This is a genomic window from Bradyrhizobium sp. 137, from assembly GCF_023074095.1.
Taxonomy (GTDB): domain Bacteria; phylum Pseudomonadota; class Alphaproteobacteria; order Rhizobiales; family Xanthobacteraceae; genus Bradyrhizobium.
Genome location: NZ_JADPKU010000042.1, coordinates 1 through 20,530 on the forward strand (window position 1 = coordinate 1; position 20,530 = coordinate 20,530).

The 20,530-nt window shown below is 64.9% G+C and carries 27 protein-coding genes; 19 read left to right on the forward strand and 8 right to left on the reverse strand.

The window, feature by feature from the left end; all coding sequences use genetic code 11:
- Both IVA78_RS07755 and IVA78_RS07760 read right to left on the reverse strand, forming a co-directional pair.
- Positions 1-411: transposase (locus IVA78_RS07755; protein ID WP_247464310.1), on the reverse strand; the 411-nt coding region annotated here is incomplete at its 3' end.
- A 369-nt stretch (positions 412-780) separates the two neighbouring features.
- Positions 781-1,074, reverse strand: coding sequence for a hypothetical protein (locus IVA78_RS07760; RefSeq protein ID WP_247275732.1), 294 nt, complete (start codon positions 1,072-1,074; stop codon positions 781-783).
- Between the two features lie 190 nt (positions 1,075-1,264).
- Between IVA78_RS07760 and IVA78_RS07765 the strand changes: the two genes are divergently transcribed.
- Positions 1,265-1,465, forward strand: coding sequence for a hypothetical protein (locus tag IVA78_RS07765; RefSeq protein WP_247464972.1), 201 nt, complete (start codon positions 1,265-1,267; stop codon positions 1,463-1,465).
- 198 nt (positions 1,466-1,663) lie between these two features.
- Here IVA78_RS07765 and IVA78_RS07770 read toward each other — a convergent pair whose 3' ends face one another.
- On the reverse strand, positions 1,664-1,948 hold the full coding sequence (locus tag IVA78_RS07770) for a hypothetical protein (RefSeq protein WP_247275734.1): 285 nt from the start codon (positions 1,946-1,948) through the stop codon (positions 1,664-1,666).
- A gap of 267 nt (positions 1,949-2,215) precedes the next feature.
- On the opposite strand from IVA78_RS07770, the gene IVA78_RS07775 reads away from it, so the two are divergent.
- From IVA78_RS07775 to IVA78_RS07800, 6 genes are all read left to right on the forward strand, one after another.
- Positions 2,216-2,422: a hypothetical protein gene (locus tag IVA78_RS07775; protein WP_247275735.1), complete on the forward strand. Its 207-nt coding sequence runs from the start codon at positions 2,216-2,218 to the stop codon at positions 2,420-2,422.
- Complete coding sequence (locus IVA78_RS07780; protein ID WP_247275736.1) at positions 2,419-2,640, forward strand: hypothetical protein; 222 nt, start codon at positions 2,419-2,421, stop codon at positions 2,638-2,640. The genes IVA78_RS07775 and IVA78_RS07780 overlap by 4 nt, the downstream gene beginning before the upstream one ends.
- A gap of 50 nt (positions 2,641-2,690) precedes the next feature.
- Positions 2,691-3,767 carry a flavodoxin family protein gene (locus IVA78_RS07785; protein WP_247464975.1) on the forward strand — a complete coding sequence of 359 codons (1,077 nt, stop codon included), beginning with the start codon at positions 2,691-2,693 and terminating at the stop codon, positions 3,765-3,767.
- Positions 3,764-4,663, forward strand: coding sequence for an NAD(P)/FAD-dependent oxidoreductase (locus tag IVA78_RS07790; RefSeq protein ID WP_247275738.1), 900 nt, complete (start codon positions 3,764-3,766; stop codon positions 4,661-4,663). Before IVA78_RS07785 ends, IVA78_RS07790 begins: the two co-directional genes overlap by 4 nt.
- A gap of 103 nt (positions 4,664-4,766) precedes the next feature.
- Positions 4,767-5,096, forward strand: coding sequence for a four-helix bundle copper-binding protein (locus IVA78_RS07795; protein WP_247275739.1), 330 nt, complete (start codon positions 4,767-4,769; stop codon positions 5,094-5,096).
- 13 nt (positions 5,097-5,109) lie between these two features.
- The gene (locus tag IVA78_RS07800; protein ID WP_247275740.1) at positions 5,110-5,298 is read left to right on the forward strand and encodes a hypothetical protein; all 189 of its coding nucleotides are present in this window, start codon (positions 5,110-5,112) and stop codon (positions 5,296-5,298) included.
- Between the two features lie 19 nt (positions 5,299-5,317).
- Here the strand turns inward: IVA78_RS07800 and IVA78_RS07805 are convergent, their stop codons facing one another.
- Complete coding sequence (locus tag IVA78_RS07805) at positions 5,318-5,575, reverse strand: hypothetical protein (protein WP_164940018.1); 258 nt, start codon at positions 5,573-5,575, stop codon at positions 5,318-5,320.
- A 285-nt stretch (positions 5,576-5,860) separates the two neighbouring features.
- Between IVA78_RS07805 and IVA78_RS07810 the strand changes: the two genes are divergently transcribed.
- Positions 5,861-6,235, forward strand: coding sequence for a hypothetical protein (locus IVA78_RS07810; RefSeq protein WP_247275741.1), 375 nt, complete (start codon positions 5,861-5,863; stop codon positions 6,233-6,235).
- Positions 6,236-6,239: 4 nt separating this feature from the next.
- Here IVA78_RS07810 and IVA78_RS07815 read toward each other — a convergent pair whose 3' ends face one another.
- Both IVA78_RS07815 and IVA78_RS07820 read right to left on the reverse strand, forming a co-directional pair.
- Positions 6,240-7,508 carry a polysaccharide deacetylase family protein gene (locus IVA78_RS07815; protein WP_247420604.1) on the reverse strand — a complete coding sequence of 423 codons (1,269 nt, stop codon included), beginning with the start codon at positions 7,506-7,508 and terminating at the stop codon, positions 6,240-6,242.
- Between the two features lie 156 nt (positions 7,509-7,664).
- Complete coding sequence (locus tag IVA78_RS07820; protein WP_247275785.1) at positions 7,665-8,438, reverse strand: polysaccharide deacetylase family protein; 774 nt, start codon at positions 8,436-8,438, stop codon at positions 7,665-7,667.
- Between the two features lie 116 nt (positions 8,439-8,554).
- Between IVA78_RS07820 and mgtE the strand changes: the two genes are divergently transcribed.
- The 4 genes from mgtE to IVA78_RS07840 all read left to right on the forward strand — a co-directional run bounded on the left by mgtE (position 8,555) and on the right by IVA78_RS07840 (position 12,486).
- Positions 8,555-9,976, forward strand: coding sequence for a magnesium transporter (gene mgtE / locus IVA78_RS07825; protein WP_247275743.1), 1,422 nt, complete (start codon positions 8,555-8,557; stop codon positions 9,974-9,976).
- A 224-nt stretch (positions 9,977-10,200) separates the two neighbouring features.
- Entirely contained in the window at positions 10,201-10,503 is a 303-nt protein-coding gene (locus IVA78_RS07830; protein ID WP_247275744.1) for a helix-turn-helix domain-containing protein, read from the forward strand.
- A gap of 155 nt (positions 10,504-10,658) precedes the next feature.
- Positions 10,659-11,477, forward strand: coding sequence for an aldo/keto reductase (locus IVA78_RS07835; RefSeq protein WP_247275745.1), 819 nt, complete (start codon positions 10,659-10,661; stop codon positions 11,475-11,477).
- 49 nt (positions 11,478-11,526) lie between these two features.
- The gene (locus IVA78_RS07840; protein ID WP_247275746.1) at positions 11,527-12,486 is read left to right on the forward strand and encodes a hypothetical protein; all 960 of its coding nucleotides are present in this window, start codon (positions 11,527-11,529) and stop codon (positions 12,484-12,486) included.
- A 1,045-nt stretch (positions 12,487-13,531) separates the two neighbouring features.
- On the opposite strand, the gene IVA78_RS07845 is transcribed toward IVA78_RS07840, so the two are convergent.
- Positions 13,532-14,248, reverse strand: a complete 717-nt coding sequence (locus tag IVA78_RS07845) for a DUF599 domain-containing protein (RefSeq protein ID WP_247275747.1) — start codon at positions 14,246-14,248, stop codon at positions 13,532-13,534.
- 122 nt (positions 14,249-14,370) lie between these two features.
- On the opposite strand from IVA78_RS07845, the gene IVA78_RS07850 reads away from it, so the two are divergent.
- The 4 genes from IVA78_RS07850 to IVA78_RS07865 all read left to right on the forward strand — a co-directional run bounded on the left by IVA78_RS07850 (position 14,371) and on the right by IVA78_RS07865 (position 17,156).
- Positions 14,371-15,033: a glutathione S-transferase family protein gene (locus tag IVA78_RS07850; protein WP_247275748.1), complete on the forward strand. Its 663-nt coding sequence runs from the start codon at positions 14,371-14,373 to the stop codon at positions 15,031-15,033.
- A gap of 293 nt (positions 15,034-15,326) precedes the next feature.
- Positions 15,327-15,530, forward strand: a complete 204-nt coding sequence (locus IVA78_RS07855; protein ID WP_247275749.1) for a hypothetical protein — start codon at positions 15,327-15,329, stop codon at positions 15,528-15,530.
- A gap of 156 nt (positions 15,531-15,686) precedes the next feature.
- Positions 15,687-16,673 (forward strand): hypothetical protein, encoded by a 987-nt coding sequence (locus IVA78_RS07860; protein WP_247275750.1) that lies wholly within the window; start codon positions 15,687-15,689, stop codon positions 16,671-16,673.
- Between the two features lie 42 nt (positions 16,674-16,715).
- Positions 16,716-17,156 carry a DUF1489 domain-containing protein gene (locus tag IVA78_RS07865; RefSeq protein WP_247275751.1) on the forward strand — a complete coding sequence of 147 codons (441 nt, stop codon included), beginning with the start codon at positions 16,716-16,718 and terminating at the stop codon, positions 17,154-17,156.
- Here the strand turns inward: IVA78_RS07865 and panC are convergent.
- Positions 17,153-18,004 (reverse strand): pantoate--beta-alanine ligase, encoded by an 852-nt coding sequence (panC, locus tag IVA78_RS07870; protein ID WP_247420616.1) that lies wholly within the window; start codon positions 18,002-18,004, stop codon positions 17,153-17,155. The two genes, IVA78_RS07865 and panC, sit on opposite strands and share 4 nt — an antisense overlap.
- Before the next feature lie 74 nt (positions 18,005-18,078).
- Here panC and IVA78_RS07875 point away from each other — a divergent pair, with 74 nt between their 5' ends.
- From IVA78_RS07875 to IVA78_RS07885, 3 genes are all read left to right on the forward strand, one after another.
- Positions 18,079-18,237 (forward strand): hypothetical protein, encoded by a 159-nt coding sequence (locus IVA78_RS07875; RefSeq protein ID WP_247275753.1) that lies wholly within the window; start codon positions 18,079-18,081, stop codon positions 18,235-18,237.
- Between the two features lie 51 nt (positions 18,238-18,288).
- Positions 18,289-19,212 (forward strand): division plane positioning ATPase MipZ, encoded by a 924-nt coding sequence (locus tag IVA78_RS07880; RefSeq protein WP_247275754.1) that lies wholly within the window; start codon positions 18,289-18,291, stop codon positions 19,210-19,212.
- A gap of 339 nt (positions 19,213-19,551) precedes the next feature.
- Entirely contained in the window at positions 19,552-20,412 is an 861-nt protein-coding gene (locus IVA78_RS07885) for an alpha/beta fold hydrolase (RefSeq protein WP_247275755.1), read from the forward strand.
- Positions 20,413-20,530 lie beyond the last annotated feature (118 nt).

The window sequence follows — 20,530 nt, forward strand, 5'->3', positions numbered from 1 at the left end:
CTCGGTCTTGGTGGCAACCGAAAGGCTCTCCTGCAGCAAAGCCTGCAGCTTCTCCTCGCCCATCCGCTGGCGCCAGCGCGTCAGCGAAGAGCGATCGAACACCAATCGGTGCTGGAAGAACTCCTCGCCGCAGAAGAACTGGTAATAGGGGTTCTCCACCCAGCGCTCGCACAGGACCTCGTCGGAGAGGTCGTAGGTGTGCTTGAGGATCGCCAGCCCCGCCATCAGCCGCGTCGGCAATGGCGGCCGGCCCGGCTTGTCCTCGTAGACCGCCCCGAACCGCTGCTCCAGGAACGACCAGTCGATTGTCCCCGCCAGCTTCACCAGCGGGTGCCCCATATCGATGATCGCGTCCAGCCGCGAGCGCAGAAGATCGGTTTGTCCCGTCCCGCGTCGTTCCTTTGGTCGCATCGCTCCCTCCGATGCGACGACGGAATCACGACTCGTGATTCGACGGAATCCTCAAAAATGAAACTGCAAGCTTTTGGGCCGTCAAAGCCCGAAAGTTTGCAATCCCCAAGACCTTCTCGCCCCGAAAACTGATTCTTGATCAACCGCTTGGAGGTTCTTCACGGACGACTAATTGAGGAGAGTGTCCGCCTGCGGGCTCTCAACGCTGAGATCAGGAAGCAGCTACATCTCGCCCGTGATCAATTGGAATGGCAGCTCGCCGGGGCGGTCCTCAAGAAGTAGGGGCGCCGTCCTGTCTGCGACTGGTGAGCGCGCGGGCTTTCGCAAACTTCCACGAACCAAGCGTCGATCGTCCCGCTTCCGAGCGGCTCATTTCGACAGGCACGGCAACGCCGTTAAGATCTTAATCCAAGTTAGTGCCTGCATGAATTTTGAGCCGGCGGCGCATTTTGAGTAACTTGCGTAAAAGGCACTTTCACGCTGGCGTCCTATCATGGACCGATGCGCGATCCCCTCCTTTGCCGCGCAGCCGGCACGATAGACATCAGCCGCGCTCTGCGGGAGCAGCATCGACTGCTTGCGGCCGAGCACCGCCAGGCCGCGGGTGAACTGCGCCTTGCGCTCATGGAGAGCGCCATGGTCCTCACCGAGGTGAAGGCTCATCGTGACAATCGGGAAGACGAGTTCACATCGAGTGCCGGTTAGGCGATCTGCTGCCAGGTTTTTTGCGGAACCCGGCAACCGCTCCGCTTCTGGAGCGTTGATGGTTCGCCCACGCCGTTTGGGTGTGGCTAGCGCCTGACCATGGGGAACGCAACGGCGCGCTCTGCCCGATCATCAGGGAGAACGCCTCATGTTGATGCGGCATCGATCGAAGCAGACGGATCCGCTGGAGATACGCCTCGCCGCTGAAGCGCAGCGGCTGCGCGAAGAAGCCAAGGCGCTGCCGCCGGGAGCGGCACGGGACGAGATATTGCGCAAGGCGAGGCAAGCGGAGACCGGCTCTCAGATGAGCGAATGGCTTCGATCACCAGGCTTGCAGCCGCCCGACTAGAACCACGCAGAGGCATGCGCAGACTGGCGCGCAAGGCCGCGGCGCAAATAATGCGACGCGGGTCCGGGCTGCACGCACCGGGAACAGGTTAGATGTCGGCGCGTACCGATGCGCTGGTGTCGTGGGCAGAAACCGGAAAAATGAGCACCACGTCCATCGTCCCCGTTGCGTCCGGTTGTCACCCGGCGGTGCCTTCCGTCAACGCCGCTTCGCGGCTTTGGTTCGCCTGTTATACGGCGAGCGATTGGTGGGCCTCAACGAAATCCCTTCACGCTGCGCCTTGCTGCGGATGGCTGCGGCCGGACGCTGAAGCTTAATGCTCATGACGCCGGTTGGCGTGTTGCCTTTCGCGAGCTGCTTCAGCTTGCTCACGTCCGCAGGCGTCCACGGCTCGCGCGCGCGGCGCTTGTAGGCGGGATGCGCCTTGCGTGGTCCTTTGCGGCCGATCGGTGAGCCCGGCCGTTTCCATGCTGCTTTCGCCATGATGATCCTCCTTCAAGTCCCCCATGAACATGCGAATCAGAATTTCGGTTCCGGCGCAGTCGAATTGCGCTGCGACGCAAACCTGCTGCGTAGCCGCGAGCAAAATCACGCATTGTTAACTTATTGAAATGCCGGAACCCGCTGATGCGGCGGAAGCTACAAACATCGCCGGGCTGGGCCGCCCCAGCCGGTACGAAACCTGGGCCCCGGTGCCCGACCTCCCGCCGGGGCCAATTTCCTTCCATCCAAATGATTTGTGAAACGACAATGACCGCCAAACGCAACCGCAGGAAACAGACCCAATCGCTCCAGGAGCGGCTGGCTGCATTCGCCGAAAACGCCCGCGCACGTGCGCGCAGCCTGCCGCCCGGTAGGGAGCGCGAGATGCTGCTGCAACGGGCCAAGCAGAACGAGGTGACCTCGAACCTGACGGACTGGCTGAGCGCGCCCGCCCATCCCAGGCGAGATCGATGACGATGCCGGGCATGAAGCACTATCGCGCTTTCCAGATCGATCGCGACGGTCATGTGTTCGGATGCATCAATCTCGTCTGCGGCGATGACGAGCAGGCCAAACGCGAGGCCGCCGCGCTCGTGCTGGTCCATCGCATCGAGCTATGGCGGCTGGACCGGCGGATCGCGCATTTCGATCTGGCTCAGGAAGCCGTTCGCCAACAGGCATTCGGGAACTAGCCGCTGCGCCCCGGGTTGGTCGAACGCGCCCGACTTTGCCAGGAGCCAGCATGACGGAAGCCGACATTCGCAAGGGGATGCCGCCCGTCAGGCTGTCGCGCGAAGAATTCGAGAGCCGTTACAGGAGCCAGTTCGTCGATCCTGCCTTTGCCCCCCTGCAACGCGAGCTTGATGCCATCGTCGGCGCCGCCTGGGACGCTTACAGCCATTCGCGCAAGGCGCCGCTGACGCGCAAGGCGGGAGCAGGCTTCGCCGATCCCGATTACGACATTGCCGTCGATTGGCTGGAGGCGCGTGCCGCCGTGCTTGCGGCGCAGCGACGGCATGACGATGCCAGTGAGACGCTGCGGATCCTGATCATCAACGGCTCGGCCCGCAGCGAGCACACCTGTCCCGGCGAGATGTCCAAGACCTGGCGCCTGGTCAAGTTGGCCGAGCCGGTCTTCACCGAGATGGGATTTGCCGTCGACATCCTCGATCTCTCGCGCCTCGCTTCGGAATTCGGCAAGAATATCCAACCCTGCAAATCCTGCGTCGCAACCGCGATGCCGCTCTGCCACTGGCCATGCAGCTGCTATCCGAACTATTCGCTGGGGCAGGTGGGCGACTGGATGAACGAGATCTATCCGCTCTGGGTCGCCGCCCACGGCATCCTGATCGTGGCGCCGGTGAACTGGTATCACGTGCCCGCCGGACTGAAAGCGATGATGGACCGGATGGTCTGCGCCGACGGCGGCAATCCCGATCCGAGCTCGACCCATGGCAAGAGGGCCGCTGAAGCCAAGGCGATCGAGCTGAAGGGCTGGCCTTATCCGCGTCATCTCGCCGGCCGTCATTACGGCGTCGTCGTTCACGGCGATGCGGTCGGCGCCGAGGGGGTGCGCCGCGCCTTGTCCGACTGGCTTACCGACATGCAGCTGATCTCGGCGGGCCGTTACGCCGAGCTCGACGGTTATGTCGGCTATATGGAGCCATACGCCAATTCGCATCGCGAGCTCGACGAAGACGACGAATTCCAGCAGCAGGTGCGGAATGCGGCGCGCGCGCTCGGCAACGCGGTCCGGCTGGCGCGGAGCGGGCGGCTCCAGGACCCCGGTGCTGGTGTTCAGGACCCAAACCCCAAATGACCAGCGCGCCACTCGATTGCTTGATCGTCGGCGGCGGCCCGGCCGGACTAATGGCCGCAATCTATCTGGCGCGATTTCGCCGCAGCGTCTGTGTCGTGGACGCCGGCGCGAGCCGGGCGGCGCTGATCCCGCGCAGTCACAACGTCCCCGGCTTCGTCCACGGTCTGTCCGGCACCGAATTGATCGCGCGCATGTCGGCGCAACTGGACGAGCTCGTCGTGGCGCGGGTCGACGCAGAGGTCACCACATTGCAGCGGCACGCGCATGGCTTTGAAGCGAGCTGGAACGGTCGCGCACATCAGGCCGTCACCGTCGTTCTCGCCTGCGGCATCGTCGACACCCATCCGCCGTTCGTGGAATGGCGCGCGGCGGTCGCGGACGGGCTGTTGCGCTATTGTCCCGTCTGCGACGCCTTCGAGGCCGCCGGCCGCCGCACCGGCGTCGTCGGCCCTCTTCACCGCGCTGCCGGCAAGGCGTTGTTCCTGCGCGGCTACTCGCGCGACGTGACGCTGCTCGCAACCGGTCCGGACGACGGGAAGGCAGCAACGTCAGAGCTGTCTGAAGCGGGTGTGAGGCTCGTGTTCGCGCCCGACCTGCACTTGCGGCGACGCGACAACGGCGTCGAAGCCGCCTTCGCGGACGGCCGGACGGCGCAATTCGACATAGTCTATCCCGCGATGGGCGCGGAGGTCCGCTCGCAGCTCGCGATGGTGCTGGGCGCCGAACATACCGCCGAAGGCTATTTGAAGGTCGACGACCATCAGCGCACGTCGATCGATGGGCTCTACGGCATCGGCGATATCGTCACCGACCTGCACCAGATCTCGGTCGCCTTCGGCCACGCCGCAATTGCCGCCTGCACGATCCATAACAGCCTGCCGCGGCTCTTGGCATGACGCGGCCGGGCCTGGCAGAGCCACACAATCGAGCGGAACCTGGAACGAAGCGCGTTGCCCCGCTTTGGTCGAGCGGAGTGAGGCGCGCGATGGGAGAGAACGGATGGCCCAATCCGAAGACATGACCCGCTGCATCGGGCTCTGCATGAGCTGCTATCAGACATGCCTCGGCACGGCGATGAATCACTGCCTCGAGACCGGCGGCAAGCACGTGGAGCCAAAGCACTTCCGCCTGATGATGGCCTGCGCCGAGATCTGCCGGACGGCGGCGCATTTCATGCTGATCAACACGCCCCATCACAGGCACACCTGCAGCGAATGCGCTGAAATTTGCGCCGAATGCGCCGAGGATTGCGAGCGGATCGGCGGCATGGACGAATGCGTCGCGATGTGCCGCTCCTGCGCCCAATCCTGCCGCGCGATGGCGGCCTGAAGGACGACGCCCCATGCTGGAAGAGAAACTCAAGGAAGCCATCATCGGCGAGCTGCAAAGACAGGCCGCCGAGCGGCCGCAAGCGCTTAGGGTTCAAGGCGCGGATGATGCCGAACGCTCGGAGGAGCTGAACGTCAACGGCAAGGTCGACCTTGGCGCGCTGGTCATGGTGATCGCGGGATCGGTTGCCGGCGGCCCTTAGCTCGATCGTCGACCGCCCCTTAGCCGTATTCCTCTCCGATGCCGTATTCCCGGTAGATCTCCAGCGGATCGAGGTCGGGGAACAGGCGGCATTTGGCCTGGGCCAGGTGCAGGCTTACCGCGGCCGGCTCCTTGCCATTCGAGAGCATCTTGCGGATGTCGTCCATATGTGCGTTCGGCCGGTGCTTGGGCTCGAGTTGCTCCAGTGCGACCAGCGCGGTCGCGAGGGCCTCGGTCAGAACCCAGTCGTCGTGGCCCGTGATTCCCTTCTTCGACATCGGCAGACCCCACATCTGGTGGCGGTCGATAGTCTATCGCGACTTCCGCCAAATCGCCATTGAACCGTTGCGGGCTACCGGCGTGCAATGGACCGACGGCATGCTCCGTCTTGCATTATGGCCGCGTGTGGCTAAATGGCGGCGAACTGCGAGGCGATAGTATCTTTGTTGAAACAAATTTGGCGTAGACGGACCTGCACGGTCTCCAGGCCGGCTGCTCCGTCCGGCCCCCTGATTCCGTATGCGCAACGATCCGGTTGCGCATCCCTCAAGGCTCGAGCCAGCATGGTCTTTCTTAGCTTCGTCTACCGCTTCATCACCAATTTCGCTTTCCTGGCGGTGGTCTATTTCAGCCTGAACTTCATGGAGAAGTATCCGAACCGGGCGATCCTGGCGATCCTGGTGCTGGTCTATGCCGCCATGCGCGCCGCCTCGACGCTGCGCGCGTTCTACTTCTTCCAGAAGATCGAGAAGCTGGAAGCCGAGACGCGGCGCCTTCAGGCTCCCATCAATGATGGCTCGGGCGGAAGCTCGGCACGCAAGCAGGTCGTCGCCGACGTTGCGCGGCTGCGGCGCGACGGCGAGCTCAAGTCCTATATGGACCTGTTCTTCCTGGCGCTGATCGTGCTGCTCTGCGTCGCCGCGATCATGCGGCAGTAGGACCTTAAGCACGCTTCTTCAGGCTGGCGACGCCGGTCGGGTGTGGGGCAGCGCTCTTGGTCTGCGCGGCGGGCTTCGGCGCGGCTGGCGCTGCCTGCGCGGTGCGCCGTCCTTGCGATCTCGCTGCCTTGCCCCTGGCTGCCTTGTCCTTGGCCGCGTGCGGCGTCTGGGCTGCCATGGCCAGCCGCGTCGCGCGCCGCGACAAGGACGTCGACAGCAGCACCTCGACCGAGCCCTCGGGGATCGCAAACAGATCGCGGCCCGGCACGGGCAGGGTAGCCTCGACATTCGCCTGCGCCATGGTCCGGCGCGGCAGCAGCGGCTGGTGCTCGGTCTGCGCATTGAGATCGGCAAGGGCGGGCGCCGGCAGCATCCGGGTCTGCGCGAACACGAAATTCGGCACGCGCGGCCAGCGCGCGATCGGCGTCGTCTCGGTCGGCGAATGCAGCAGCCATTCCACCGGCGTGGTCGGCGTCGCCGGCCGATCGGCGGTCGCGGGCACCACATGGACGATACGATAGCCCCGCGCCTTGAGGTCACGGATGATCTTCGGCAGCGCCGCCACCGTGCGGGCCTGGATGTCGTGCAGCAGCAGGATGCCCTTGCCCTTGGCCTCGAGGCGCTGGATCGCGAGCTGATAGACGCGATCCGACGACACATGGCGCCAATCGTCGGCCGGAAAATCGGCGCTCCAGACCTGGATGCCGCGCGAGATCAGATGGTTCTCCACGCCTTCGGCGCGCATCAGGCCGGGAATGCGGAAGAACGGCGCAAGCTTGGTCGGATCCGTCATTGCGGCCGCGGTCCATTCGATGCCGCCGTTGATCTCGGCCTCGGCCTTCTCGATCGGCATGCGATCGAACGTCAGCGGATGGTCCATGCTGTGCGTGCCGACGGTGTGGCCCGCCGCCACCAGCTTGCGCACCCCTTCCGGGTTGGCCTTGGCCTGGTTGCCGATGATGAAGAAGGTCGCCTTGATGCACTCGTCGGCTAAGATCTGGAGCACCTGGTTGGAATATTTCGGCAGCGGACCGTCGTCGAAGGTCAGGACCACTTCATGGTCCTTCAGGGGCAGCGTCTCGCGATATTGCATGGTGCCGATCAGCGGATGCTCGCGCGGATCGACCACGAGGGTACGGGACGTCCCGAGCGCGTCGGGATGGCCGGGACAGTCGGCCGCGAGCGCCGCCGGCGAAGCGGTCGTCAGCAATCCCAGCAACAGGCCAAGGGCCGTCCACGATCGCGTCCGCAAACCAACGCTACTTCCGATCATGAACCTCGTCTGCCCCCATGAGATTGCCGCCTTAATAGGTCGGAGATGCCCCAAAACGGTTCAACCGGAGCCGCCCTCAACTTTGCATGGGGTAGCATGAACAGAGTATTAATTGGCCCCAAATCACCCATTTTGCGCCGGCGTGACATTCCGGCATCAATGCGCATCGGCATTCTTCTGCGCTGGGCCTGCCGGAACGATGTGAACAACTCGATACCCGTTCTCCCTCAGATACCGCAGGAAGGCCGGCATGATCGCGGCCGTGCGCGCCTTGGGGTCGTGGAACAGGATGATGCCCTTGCCGCTCGCGGCGAGGCGCTCGGTCACGAGCTTCAATTCCTGCTCCGGCGTGATCTCGTTCCAGTCGCTGGCCCAGAGGTCAGCCCCGAACACCACGATGCCGCGCGCCTGGAGCAGGTCGAGCTGTGCGGGCGTGGACTCGAAATAGGGGAAGCGGAAGAACGGCGTCGAGGGCGTCGTGGTCGAAACCCCGCGCAGCGCCATCTCGTCGGCCGCGATGCCGCGGTCGATCTCGCTCTTGGCCTTGTCGAACGGGATCCGCGCCATGAACGGGTGCGAGAAAGTGTGGTGGCCGATGGTGTGGCCCTCGCTGGCGATGCGCTTGACCATGTCCGGATGTTCGGAGGCGTGCAGGCCGATCAGGAAAAAGGTCGCACGTACGCATTCCTGCGCCAGCGCCGCCAGCACCTTCGACGTGGTCGGTGGATGTGGGCCGTCATCGAAGGTCAGCACGACCTCGCGATCGGCGAGTGGCAGCGTCTGCGGAAAGCTCTTCAGGCCCACGCGCGGGGTGGCCTTGACGTCGACACTCAGAACGCGCGCAGTGCCGAGCGCGTCCTTGCGCGGGCACTCGGCGGCTTCAAGCGAGGTCGCGCCGACGAGGCCGGCCAGCACCGCGCCCAGCGCCATCGGCGTCCATTCCGGGCATTGCATCTTTGTCATTGCGCTCGCTGTTCGCTTGTGGGTATTGCCTGAACCGTCAGCCCAGACCATCTGATCCAACCTGTCAAACGGCGAGGCGCGCCATGGATGAACATCTGGACGTTGCCGCTCCCGCCGCGGATTCGGTACTCGACCACGTACCGATGCGCAATGAAGACGGCGAAATTCGTCACGAATTCGTCGAGGAGATCGCGCATGCGATCGAGGCCGCAGACTCGGCACAGCTGCGCGCGATCGTCGCCGAGCTGCACGAGGCCGACCTGGGCGACCTGATCGGCGCGTTGCAGCCCGACGACCGCGTCCGCCTGGTCGAGCTGACCGGGCGCGACTTCGACTTCTCCGCGCTGAACGAGGTCGACGAGGCCGTGCGCGAGGAGATCCTCGAGGAACTGCCGCCGGAGACCGTCGCTGAAGGTGTCCGCGAGCTCGAATCCGACGACGCGGTCGAGCTCCTGGAAACGCTCGATGCCGAGGAACAGGAGGAGATCCTCGAGAAGCTGCCGCTGAAGGAGCGCGTCGCGCTCGAGCGCAGCCTGCTCTATCCGGAGAATTCCGCCGGCCGGCGGATGCAGACCGAATTCATCGCGGTGCCCCAGGACTTCACCGTGGGCCAGGCGATCGACTACATGCGCGAGACGCCGGACCTGCCCGACCGCTTTTATGAGATCTACGTCGTCGACAAGGACCAGCACTGGCAGGGTGCGGTGCCGCTCGACGTGCTGCTGCGGGCGCGCCGTCCGGTGCCGCTCACCGAGCTGACCGACGAGGATCGCCGCCGCGTCTCCGTCCTGGAGGACCAGGAGGAGGTGGCCCGCATGTTCGGCAAGTACAATCTCGTCGCAGCGCCTGTGCTCGACACCCAGGATCGCCTGGTCGGCGTCATCACCGTCGACGATGTCGTCGACGTCATCGAGGAGGAGGCGGACGAGGACCTCAAGGCGCTCGGCGGCGTCACCAGCGACGAGGAGCTGTCGGACACTTTTCTCACCATTGCGCGCGGCCGCTTCAACTGGCTGCTGGTCAATCTCGCCACCGCCTTCCTGGCGTCCTCCGTGCTCGGCCTGTTCGAAGGCCAGCTCGAGAAGATGGTGGCGCTCGCCGTGCTGGCGCCGATCGTGGCGAGCCAGGGCGGCAATGCCGCGACCCAGACCATGACGGTCGCGGTGCGGGCGCTGGCGACGCGCGAGCTCGGCTCCTCCAACGCCTGGCGCGTGGTGATGCGCGAGAGCCTGGTCGGCCTCGTCAACGGTCTCGCCTTCGCCGTGATCACCGGCATCGCGGCCGTGGCCTGGTTCAAGATCCCCGGCCTCGGCATCGTCATCGGGCTTGCGATGATCTGCAACCTCATTGCCGGCGCGCTCGGCGGAATCCTGATCCCGATGGCGCTCGACCGTGTCAGGGCCGATCCCGCGGTGGCGTCCGGCACCTTCGTCACCACCGTGACCGACGTCGTCGGCTTCTTCTCCTTCCTCGGCATCGCGACGCTCTGGTTCGGGTTGAAGTAGGACGGACGTGCGGCAACCTCACTCTCGTGTCCCGGGCGCGCAGCAACGCCCTTAGCGTTGCTGCGCAGAACCGGGACCCAAAAAGCGATAGGGACGAGACCCACGAGATGGGCCCCGACACTGCAGCGCAACGCTGAAGAAGTGCTGCGCTGCGTCCGGGGCACGAGACCGCTCTCTTAATCCGAACTTAAGCGACCTGCCGCATCATCGCCCCGCTTGGGGGAATGAGCATGCGGTTGCGGCTGAAGGCGGACGGACGGATCGTCGAATTGCGGGACGGACAGGAATTTCCGGTCCAGCCGGCGGCCAATGTCGCGCCGGGCGATGCCGGCCCGCTCGCGGTGCGCGATTTGCGCCGCCGCGCCTGCCTCACGCAGATGGAGTTCGCCGCAAAACTCGGCGTCCCAGTCGAGACCATTCGCAACTGGGAGCAGGGCAAGCGCGCCCCGCGCGGACCGGCCCGCGCGCTGCTCGCCGTGATCGCGCATGCGCCGGATACGGTCTTCCAGGCGCTCGCCAAAGTTTGACGCTAAGGACGGAACGCCAAGAGCTCGCGCGAACCTGCCGTTAGCATTGCGTTGAATATCCGGCCGAACTGTCGCGGCGTCCGTTGGCAGCGTCATGGGCCGGTCCATAATGACGGCCGGATGATTTGGGGCTGCCGCAACAGAGAGGATTCCTCATGCTGTTCGTCGAGGCCAATGGTGCAAGGATCCCGGCGATCGGGCTCGGGACCTGGGAATTGGGCGGCCGGCCATGCGCTCGCATTGTCGAGCAGGCGCTGCGGCTCGGCTATCGCCACATCGATACCGCGCAGGCCTATGACAACGAGCGCGAGGTCGGCGACGGCTTGCGGTCCTCGGGCGTGCGCCGCGACGACATCTTCCTCACGACGAAAGTCTGGACCAACCATTTCGCGCCCCACGATCTCGAACGCTCGGTCAAGGAGAGCCTCGCCCGCCTGCGACTTCCCTCCGTCGATCTGTTGCTGCTGCACTGGCCGAATTCGCATGTGCCGCTGGCGGAGACGCTTGGAGCGCTGTCGCATGCGAAGCGCATGGGCCTGACCCGCCACATCGGCGTTTCCAATTTCACGGTGGCGCTGATCGAGCAGGCGGTGGCGTTATCGCCCGAGCCGCTTGTCTGCAATCAGGTCGAATATCACCCTTATCTGGATCAGGCGAAGGTGAGGGCGGCCTGCGACCAGCATGGTCTTGCTCTCGTCGCCTACAGTCCCATCGCCAAGGGCCGCATCAAGTCCGACCAGACGCTCGCGGAGATCGGCCGCGTCCATCGCAAGAGCCCGGCGCAGGTGTGCCTGCGCTGGCTGATGCAGCAGAATGTCGCCGCGATCCCGCGCACCTCGCGCGTCGAGCGTCTGTCGGAAAACATCGAGATCTTCGATTTCGAACTGTCGGAGGACGAGATGGGCCGGATCGCCGCGCTCGCCAATCCCAGGGGACGCCTGACCGACTTCGGCTTCGCGCCGAAATGGGATTGAGGGGGGCTTCCATTATGCTAGGACCAGCGCGGCAACCTGAAGTCAATCGATGGAACTGCGGAAGATCATACGGACGGACCTGGCGGCGTCGGCAATCGCGCATCTGACGCTGGTGGCGCTGATCATCCTGATCAGCGAAGTCCATCCGTTCCACGCCGCGCCACCCGAGACTGTTACGGTCGACATCGTCACGCCGGAGCAGGTGAAGGAGGAGGCCAAAGCCGAGCAGAGGGCCCAGGAAGAGGCGAGGGAGAAGCCGCCGGAGCCGAAACCCGACCTGAAGCTGCCGAAGCTGGATTTCGCCGACAAGTCGGATGCGACGGCCAAGCAGCAAGCCGCGCCATCGCCCTCACCGCAGGCTTCGCCCGAGCCGCAACGTTCTGCGCAGCAGCAACAATTGCAGAAACAGCCTTCGCCGCCGAACCCGCGCGAGGTCAATGCACAGCCGCAACAGCCTCCGCAGCAAGCCCTGCCGCAGCCGATGCCGCAACCGCCGCCTCAGGGCATGCCGCTGCCTCCGACGCCGCCATCACAGGTGATGCAGCAGCCCCAGGCCGCACCGCCGCCGGCCTATCAGGCTCCGGAGCCCGACGTCACCGTCAAGTACGGCGTCATGCTGGGCCTGCCACCTGAATTGACGGAGCTGCCGAAAGACGCCCCCAAGAACGACGGCGGCGACGCCAAGGATTCGATCGCCGCCAAGCTGCCGTCCGAGGTCATCGCCGAGCTGCGCCGTCACCTGAAAAACTGCGCCAAGCTGCCGTCCGGGGTCGCGCCGACCGACAACGTCTATATCAAGCTGCGCACGGTGTTCGCCACCGACGGCACGCTGGCACGCGAGCCGATCCTGATGGAAGCCCCGCCGTCCGCGAAGGGCGTCGCCATCGTCAAGTCCGCAATGAGCGCACTCCAGAATTGCCAGCCCTACAAGATGCTGCCGGCCGACAAATACGGGGAATGGAAGGTGCTGGATTTGCCGTTCAGCCCGCGGGATTTCGGCGGGGGCTAGGACATAGTCGTGTAGCCCGAACGGAGCGCAGCGTAATCCGGGTGATTGCTCGCCATTGACACTTTCCCCGATCGCGCCGCGCTCGATCCGTCGCCGCGCCTGTGTCGCGGCTCTGTCAATCCCGATTGCGCAAAATATTCTCCTTTACCGAAATTCGGAAATGACGTATGTATCGCCCACCCCGGTTCATCCGAGAGGGGCGATCATGTGTCGTGATGATCGCGGAGCCGGGCTTGCGGTGGACGCGGCAGCGTCGGGCGCGAGAGGCCAAGGGCAGGGCGGATTGCTCTCCGTGAGCCCTTAAGCTTCGCGCAGACGGACGGCGCTGTCAGGTTCGTCGCGCCAGCATGTCGATGGCAAGGTGCACAACGCCGTCGAACCCTGCGGCGCAGGCGAGCCGCGCGTACGGCAAAACCGTGTGGTCCTGGCCGTCGTTGCTACGGTCAAGCCCTGGCGGATGCGGCATGGGCGTCAACCGGCGCGGTGTCCGTGACTTTCGCTGGAGTGAGGGAGGCCAGAACGAACTCGGCTCCCGGGAGAGCGCGGCATAAGCCGTCAAACCACTGCGCAGGGAAGGCCGTGTGTTGGGCTTCACCTGTATGCCGCTGTGCAGTTCTTCTGCGTGTGCCTTTCGCACAGCGGACCGTGGGTGCCAGCCGGCACCCGGCCTTTCCTGCGCCCTCCGGCTTTGAGGGTGGAGAGATCAAGCAAAGCTCGGGCGAAACGCGCCGCGAGAATGCGAAGGCGTGTCTGCACGTTGAATGTGTGTTGGAGAATGACGTTGGTTCACCATGCTCCGTCATTGCGAGCGCAGCGAAGCAAATCCAGAGTCTTTCCGCGGAGGGATTCTGGATTGCTTCGCTGCGCTCGCAATGACGTTGAGAGAGCATGCCTCACTCTCCTCTCGTGCCCCGGACGCAGCGCAGCGCCCTTCAGCGATGCGCTGCAGAGCCGGGGCCTATATCGCAGCGCCTTCCCGTGTGGGCCGGGTCCCGGCTCTGCGTCGCGTCACTTCGTGCCGCGCCGTGTCCGGCACGGCAGTGCATCAATGACCGCGCTTCTTCTCCTCGTCAGCCGCCACCACCTCCGGCGCCATCGCCGCCCAGGCACTGGACGCGAATTGCCGTCGCCAGGTCACGACCACCACGGCCGCCGTGGTCGCGAACAGCAGCCAGGGGCTGACGAACCAGCCGAGATAGCCGAGCGCGAAGAAGAAAGCGCGCTGGCCGCGGTTGAAATGGCGGCCTGCGGATTCGAACAGGCGCGTGGTGCGGATGACATGGGCTTCCGCCTCCACCGTGTCGCGCTGGGACGCTGGCGGCATGCCGCCGAACAGGATCGCGACATAGTTGAACAGGCGATAGGCCCAGGCGAACTTGAAGAAGGCGTAGACGCAGATCAGCACGAGGCCGACGCATTTCAGCTCCCACAGTGCGGGCGAGGGGCTGAGGTCGATCGGCAGCTTGCTCAGGATCGTGATGGCGTCGTTGGTGGCGTGCAGCAGCGCCAGCGCGCCGCCCAGCGCGAACAGGCTGGTGGAGGCGAAGAAGGCGGTGCCGTTCTGGAGCGAGGCCATGATCTGCATGTCGACCATGCGCGTGTCGCGCTCGAGCAGCTGGCGCACCCAGACCTCGCGGTAGCGATTCATGCGCGCCGACAGGCTGTCGCGGCCATAGGCCGAATGCTCCAGCGTCAGCGCGTAGACCAGCCATTCGATGATGAAGAAGCCGACGGCGGTAATGTCGACCCAGTGCCTGCTCATGTCCGTCTCCTCGCGGGCGGCAACGATTGCCACGCATGGCAAGGCGCGGCAACGATTGATTGGGGGCAGGCTATGGCGTTAAAAGCAGCTCGCTTCAGGACGTCTCGGGGAGGATTGACGACATGGCTGCGCTGAAACTCGCGATCGGCAACAAGAACTACTCGTCATGGTCGATGCGGCCTTGGCTTGCACTGCGCGCCAGCGACATCCCCTTCGTGGAGACCGTCATCCCGCTCTACACCGACAATCCCGCCGACAAGGAGCAGATCCTGTCCTTCAGCCGCGCCGGCAAGGTGCCGGTGTTGGTCGATGGCGACATCACGGTGTGGGACTCGCTCAGCATCATCGAATACATCGCCGAGCGCTACCCGGAGAAAAAGCTGTGGCCCGACGATGTCGCCGCGCGCGCTTATGCCCGGTCGGTGTGCGCCGAGATGCATTCCGGCTTCATGGCCTTACGTAACGAATGCGGCATGAACCTGCACCGCCCCGTGCGCCCGGTGACGTTGTCGGCGGACGCCAAGGCCAATATCGCGCGCGTGCAGGAGATCTGGCGCGAGTGCCGGACCCGGTATGGCGCCAAGGGACCGTTCCTGTTCGGCCGCTTCGGCGCGGCGGATGCGATGTACGCGCCGGTCGTGCACCGCTTCCGCACCTATGCGATCGAGGTCACGCCCGAGACCAAGGCCTACATGGACACGATGCAGGCGCTGCCGGCGTTCCAGGAATGGACCCGGGACGGGCTCGCCGAAACGCTTCGCATCGAGAAGTTCGAGGACGCCTGACCGCTGGTCCGGACGGGAAGGCCGGCCCGCGCGCCGGCTGGCGGCGCTCCTGCCACCGCCGTGATTCCCCACGCTGCGACATCCGGCTGCGACATGCCGCCGGACGGGGCTGCTCCGGCGGTATCATCGGCCCGCCGGTCCATCTCTATCGTTCTGAAAAGACTGTCAAATTGGCGCGGTTGTCATGCCGGCATGACGCTGGCCAAACGGGCGGGGCTCGTGCTATACGACGGCCCGGGTTTCCGGCCGGCCATCGCAGTGGGACACTGGGCGAGGCAGGCGCTGTTTGAGTGATGGAGAGGGTGTTGAAGCACAAATTCCCCGTGGGAACGCGCGTGTTGTTCACGGCCAGCAATGTGGCGCGTCCGGCTGCCAGCGGCGCGTATGAGATCATCCGTCTGCTGCCGACCGATGGCGACGACTGCCAGTACCGGATCAAGAGCTCGACCGAAGCCTTCGAGCGCGTCGCCAAGGAAAGCCAGCTCGCGCTCTCCTGAAGACGGACGCTACCCTGCGCATTGGCGCCTCCCGGAATTGTATCCTCTCGCCGTCAAAAGGCCCGCTTCGGCTTCGCAAGGTGGGGCGGGGGCAGTTGCCGACTCGCGGTGCTCGCTTGACCATTCGCTCTTTGCTCGCGTGAGAGGACGTCGCGTATGACCTGGTCGCTCGACCAAATTTGGCGCTGGCCGGCCTTCCCGATGTGGATGACGCTGCTGGCTGCCGGATTCTTCGGGCTGATCCTGCTGATCACGCTGCTGCGCGCCGACAGGTCGGTCGCCAACGGCGCGTTGACCGTGATCACGCTGCTGTCCATTGCGATCGCCGGGGCGGCCACGGTGCGCGTCTATGGTTCAGAGGGGCAGGCCACCCCGGCCGAAGCGCGCGCGCAGGCGGTAACGGCGAGCCTGCCGGCGCTGTCCTGCCTCGACGATCTCGCCGGCGATGCCGTGGCCGTTGGCTGCGAGAAGGCGCTGTTCGGCGCGCCTGAGGCAGCGGCTGCCGCCGTCTCCTATACCGCCGCCAGGATCGACCGGCTGACCGCGCTCGGCGACGTCGCCACGGCCGAGAAGAGCCTGACGCTGGACCTGAAGGTGCTGCGCAAATCGCTGGAGCGTGATCGCTACGGCCTCGTCGCCCATGTGCTGGTCGCGCGCGACGGCTGCACGCAGTTCGATTGCGCTGCGTTCCGCTCGCTGACCGACCAGCAGCAGGTCGCCGCCAACATGGATTCCCATCGCTACGACACGCTGGTTGCGCGCTATGCGCCGACCTGGAACGCGCCCGCAACGGCGCTGGCGATGCCGGCTACCGGCGCGCTTTCCGGATTGCCGCCGTCGATGCCGACGGGCAAGCCGACCAATGCCGAGTTCCCGAGCGCCTCGTCGACGCCGCCGGTCAGCATCATGAATCCGGAGCCGCCGACCGCGGCGACGCGCCAGGCGGCACCGGCCGCAAACGCAGCGCCGGCAGCGCGCGCGCCGGCAGCGGCCTCGGCACAGGCCGCAGCGCCTGCGGCACCAACTGCATCGGCCGCGAAGAAGCCGCCTGCTCCAAAGGCAGCGCGTTCTCCCGCAGCGCCGGTTCCGCTCGCGCCCCCGCCAGCCTCGGCGGCTGCTCCAGCGGCTGCGGATAACGAGTAGATCGGCATTCCAAATGCGCGGCTGCCCGGCTAATGCTGGGGCATGCCGCTACACCTGATCAAGCTCGCTGTCGGCTGCGACTCCGTCAAGGAATTGAAGGAGTGGATCGCCGAACGGATGCAGACCGCCAAGAAGAAGGGTCTGCCGCAACGTCACATCCACATCACCCGCATGGTGCCCAAGCGCGACGCCGAGATCCTCTCGGGCGGTTCGCTCTATTGGGTCATCAAGGGCGAGATCGCCGCGCGGGAGAAGATCATCGGGATCGAGCCGTTCCGTGATAAGGACGGCATCGGGCGCTGCCGGATCGTGATGCAGCCGAAGGTGATCTCGGTGTCGCCGCGGCCGATGCGCCCGTTCCAGGGCTGGCGCTATCTGACCGATGATTCGGTGCCCGCCGATCTCGGCAAGTCCGCCGCCGGCTCGATCGCGGCGATGCCGGAGCCGATGCGGCGCGAGCTGCGTGATCTCGGATTGCTCTAAACCGCGATATTGTCGATCAGCCGGGTGGTGCCGAGCTTGGCCGCGACCAGGATCCGCAAGGGTCCGTCCTTGCGCGAGGTGACCGGCGCCAGCGTCGCGGCATGGCGGGCTTCGAAATAGTCGAGGGCGAAACCGGCCGCCTTGATCATCTCGGCGCCGCCGGCCATGGCGGGCGCGATCGCATCGCCTGCACGGATGCGCCCGGCGCTCTCCTTCATGGCGCGGTAAAGCGTGATTGCGGTCTGCCGCTCCTGTGGTGACAAATAGACGTTGCGCGAGGACATCGCGAGCCCGTCGCGCTCGCGCACGGTGCGGGAGCCGATGACCTTGACGCCGAGGTCGAGATCCCGCGCCATCTGCGCCACCACCCGCAGCTGCTGAAAATCCTTCTCGCCGAAGATCGCAAAGTCGGGCCGGCATTGCGTGAACAGCTTGCCGACGACGGTGGCGACGCCGCCGAAGAAATGCGGGCGGAAGCGGTCCTCGAGCCCGGCCAGCGCCGGCCCCTCCGGCACGATGCGGGTGGCAAAGCCCTCCGGATACATGGCCTCGACGCCGGGGTGCCAGACTACATCGACGTCCTCGGCCGCGAGCTTGGCGATGTCGGCCTTCCAGGTGCGCGGATAGGCGCCAAAATCCTCGGTCGGGGCGAACTGAGTGGGGTTGACGAAGATCGACACCACGACGCGGCTCGCGCGTCGCTTGGCGAGGCGAACCAGCGACACATGCCCATCATGGAGTGCCCCCATGGTCGGGACCAGTGCGATCGTGGCCTTTCGCTTGCGGAGAGTGTCGACGGCGCGCCGCAGGGCAGGGACCGTGCGGGCGATCAAGGGACTTGATGACATCAGGACTCGATCGGGTTGGGAATCAGTGCGGGTGCGGCCGGCGCGCGACCGGCTAACCTTAACAAGCGGCGATCATGGACACCATGCATCCGGATGCGGCACAGCATCCCGGCCAAGGCTGCGCAGAATGTCGCGACATTGTGGGCTGGACCACAGTCGAAAAGATGCCGCCGCAATTCATAACGAAGAACGGCGCATTGCAATTTGCATTACCTGTCACGCATTTCACTTGACCGCCGATGCGGTCAACTCGAAGATATTCGTTAGGGGTATTGAGGATCGCCATGCTTGTGCAGGCTAGCCAAGGCCAATCCGGCTCGGCGCATGTGGTCGTGCTCGGCAATGAGAAAGGCGGCTCCGGAAAATCGACGACCGCCCTGCACATCGCGGTTGCGCTCCTGAAGGCCGGCCAGCGCGTCGCCACCATCGATCTCGACTGCCGCCAGCAGAGCTTTACCCGCTACATCAGCAACCGTTCAGCCTGGGCGCGCCGCACCAAGCTCGACCTCGAGCTGCCGGTGCATCGCTGCATCAAGCTCGGCGAGACCATGCAGATCGCCGAGAACGAGAATGCCGAGTTCCTGCAATTCATGGAGGCGGTCTCGGCAGTCGAAAGCAGCTTCGACTTCATCGTCATCGATACGCCCGGCACCGACAGCTACCTGATGCGGCTGGCGCATTCGATGGCCGACACGCTGGTGACGCCGATCAACGACAGCTTTCTCGATTTCGACGTGCTCGGCACCGTCGATGCCGCCAACTACGCGGTCACGGGGGAGAGCCATTACGCGGAGATGGTGCGCGACGTCAGGCGCAAGCGCCGCCAGCTCGACGGCGCGACCACCGACTGGATCGTGGTGCGCAACCGCCTGTCGATGCTCGGCTCCCGCAACAAGCAGCTCGTCGCCGAGGGGTTGAAGGATTTGTCGCTGCGGCTCGGCTTCCGCTACGTCGACGGCTTCGCCGAACGTGTCGTCTATCGCGAATTCTTCCCGCGTGGCCTGACCGCCCTCGACGAGATCGACGAGGCCACGCTCGGCATGCGGCCCAATCTCGGCCATCTCACCGCGCGGGAGGAGGTGACCAGCCTGCTCCGCCAGCTCAAGCTGCCGCTCGATGAGCGCGGCCGCCGCCGCGCCGCCAACCGTGCCGAATGGTTCAATCAGGTCGACAAGCCGCTCGAGGTCCACGACATCCTCGGCGCCTGAGGCCGCGGTATATTGCTACTTTCCGTCAAATCCGAGCCAGTTGCCGCGGGAACTCGGTCCGCGCTCCGCGCGTTTTCATCTCACGTTGACTACGAATTGAACCCGATCGGGCCCGGTTGCGTCGGATGGTGACCTGCACCCTGACGAAGCCTTATGACAAAGGGTGCCCAACAAACGTGTGCGACGCACAATGAAAGGGCTGCCGGTTCACAATATTTAGCCTTCCTGTCACGCTGCTGTGACATATATTAGGGAATAGGCGACAAGGGGACAAAGAGCCCCGGAGAACACGATTTTCAACAGGGATCAGGCCGCAAGAGCCTGCGGCTGAGGACGAAGATGAAGCGTGGAATTGCCGTTCTGGTTTCGGTCAGTGCTCTCTGCGGCATCGCCTATTTCACGGCGAGCAAGTGGGCCATCAAGCACGAGACCATCACCTTCTACGACGCTTCGCGCGACAATCGCCCGGTGCCCGTCCACATCGCGGTGCGCCGCGACAAGGAAATGCAGGCCAACGCCGGCATGATTAAGTTGCCTGTCGCCGTGATCAATCATGGCAACACCGTCAAGAACACCGAGTACGGCTTCCTCGCCAACATCTTCGCTGCGCGCGGCTACATGGTCGTGAGCCCGCAGCATGATTTGCCGACCGACCCTCCGATGGTGACCAAGCCGGGCGAGCTCTATGTCGGCCGGCTGCCGCAGATCCTGCGCGGCGTCGCCAACATTCATCTCGCCATGCAGGAGATGAAGAAGGTCCAGCCGAATGCCGACTACGACAAGGTGACCATGGTCGGTCACTCCATGGGCGGCGACATCACGATGTATTTCGCCAAGCAGTATCCGGATGAGGTCAAGAAGGTCGTCACGCTCGACAATCTGCGCGTTCCCTTCGTCACGGCCGGCAAATTCAAGATCCTGTCGTTCCGTTCCACCGATCCCCAGTTCAAGGCCGATGCGGGCGTGATCCCCACGGACGAGGAGTGCGAGAAGGCGGGCATTCAGGTCGTGAAGACCGAGTTCCAACATAATGACATGCGCGACACCGGTCCGGATGCGGCCAAGAACTCGATCCAGAGCATGCTCGACAGGTTCCTGAGCGCCACCGACAGCGACGTCGGACCGGTCGACACGCAATCGTCTCCGCCCAAGATTCTCGAGCCGGGTCCAGTTGCATTGATGGCGCCTGCCAAGAGCTGACGCCTCCCTCATTGATACCGATCTCGAAGCCTCCGCCGGCTTACGTCCGCGGAGGCTTTGCACATTGACCGGGCTGTCCGCGCCCAGCACATTAATCGCCCACGCATGGTTGAGCAGC

Bases quoted from the DNA above. Each gene is read 5' to 3' on its own strand.
- IVA78_RS07760 (WP_247275732.1), bottom strand. From the start codon at position 1,074: ATGAGCCTTCACCTCGGTGAGGACCATGGCGCTCTCCATGAGCGCAAG.
- IVA78_RS07765 (WP_247464972.1), top strand. From the start codon at position 1,265: ATGTTGATGCGGCATCGATCGAAGCAGACGGATCCGCTGGAGATACGC.
- IVA78_RS07770 (WP_247275734.1), bottom strand. From the start codon at position 1,948: ATGGCGAAAGCAGCATGGAAACGGCCGGGCTCACCGATCGGCCGCAAA.
- IVA78_RS07775 (WP_247275735.1), top strand. From the start codon at position 2,216: ATGACCGCCAAACGCAACCGCAGGAAACAGACCCAATCGCTCCAGGAG.
- IVA78_RS07780 (WP_247275736.1), top strand. From the start codon at position 2,419: ATGACGATGCCGGGCATGAAGCACTATCGCGCTTTCCAGATCGATCGC.
- IVA78_RS07785 (WP_247464975.1), top strand. From the start codon at position 2,691: ATGACGGAAGCCGACATTCGCAAGGGGATGCCGCCCGTCAGGCTGTCG.
- IVA78_RS07790 (WP_247275738.1), top strand. From the start codon at position 3,764: ATGACCAGCGCGCCACTCGATTGCTTGATCGTCGGCGGCGGCCCGGCC.
- IVA78_RS07795 (WP_247275739.1), top strand. From the start codon at position 4,767: ATGGCCCAATCCGAAGACATGACCCGCTGCATCGGGCTCTGCATGAGC.
- IVA78_RS07800 (WP_247275740.1), top strand. From the start codon at position 5,110: ATGCTGGAAGAGAAACTCAAGGAAGCCATCATCGGCGAGCTGCAAAGA.
- IVA78_RS07805 (WP_164940018.1), bottom strand. From the start codon at position 5,575: ATGTCGAAGAAGGGAATCACGGGCCACGACGACTGGGTTCTGACCGAG.
- IVA78_RS07810 (WP_247275741.1), top strand. From the start codon at position 5,861: ATGGTCTTTCTTAGCTTCGTCTACCGCTTCATCACCAATTTCGCTTTC.
- IVA78_RS07815 (WP_247420604.1), bottom strand. From the start codon at position 7,508: ATGATCGGAAGTAGCGTTGGTTTGCGGACGCGATCGTGGACGGCCCTT.
- IVA78_RS07820 (WP_247275785.1), bottom strand. From the start codon at position 8,438: ATGGCGCTGGGCGCGGTGCTGGCCGGCCTCGTCGGCGCGACCTCGCTT.
- mgtE (WP_247275743.1), top strand. From the start codon at position 8,555: ATGGATGAACATCTGGACGTTGCCGCTCCCGCCGCGGATTCGGTACTC.
- IVA78_RS07830 (WP_247275744.1), top strand. From the start codon at position 10,201: ATGAGCATGCGGTTGCGGCTGAAGGCGGACGGACGGATCGTCGAATTG.
- IVA78_RS07835 (WP_247275745.1), top strand. From the start codon at position 10,659: ATGCTGTTCGTCGAGGCCAATGGTGCAAGGATCCCGGCGATCGGGCTC.
- IVA78_RS07840 (WP_247275746.1), top strand. From the start codon at position 11,527: ATGGAACTGCGGAAGATCATACGGACGGACCTGGCGGCGTCGGCAATC.
- IVA78_RS07845 (WP_247275747.1), bottom strand. From the start codon at position 14,248: ATGAGCAGGCACTGGGTCGACATTACCGCCGTCGGCTTCTTCATCATC.
- IVA78_RS07850 (WP_247275748.1), top strand. From the start codon at position 14,371: ATGGCTGCGCTGAAACTCGCGATCGGCAACAAGAACTACTCGTCATGG.
- IVA78_RS07855 (WP_247275749.1), top strand. From the start codon at position 15,327: ATGGAGAGGGTGTTGAAGCACAAATTCCCCGTGGGAACGCGCGTGTTG.
- IVA78_RS07860 (WP_247275750.1), top strand. From the start codon at position 15,687: ATGACCTGGTCGCTCGACCAAATTTGGCGCTGGCCGGCCTTCCCGATG.
- IVA78_RS07865 (WP_247275751.1), top strand. From the start codon at position 16,716: ATGCCGCTACACCTGATCAAGCTCGCTGTCGGCTGCGACTCCGTCAAG.
- panC (WP_247420616.1), bottom strand. From the start codon at position 18,004: ATGTCATCAAGTCCCTTGATCGCCCGCACGGTCCCTGCCCTGCGGCGC.
- IVA78_RS07875 (WP_247275753.1), top strand. From the start codon at position 18,079: ATGGACACCATGCATCCGGATGCGGCACAGCATCCCGGCCAAGGCTGC.
- IVA78_RS07880 (WP_247275754.1), top strand. From the start codon at position 18,289: ATGCTTGTGCAGGCTAGCCAAGGCCAATCCGGCTCGGCGCATGTGGTC.
- IVA78_RS07885 (WP_247275755.1), top strand. From the start codon at position 19,552: ATGAAGCGTGGAATTGCCGTTCTGGTTTCGGTCAGTGCTCTCTGCGGC.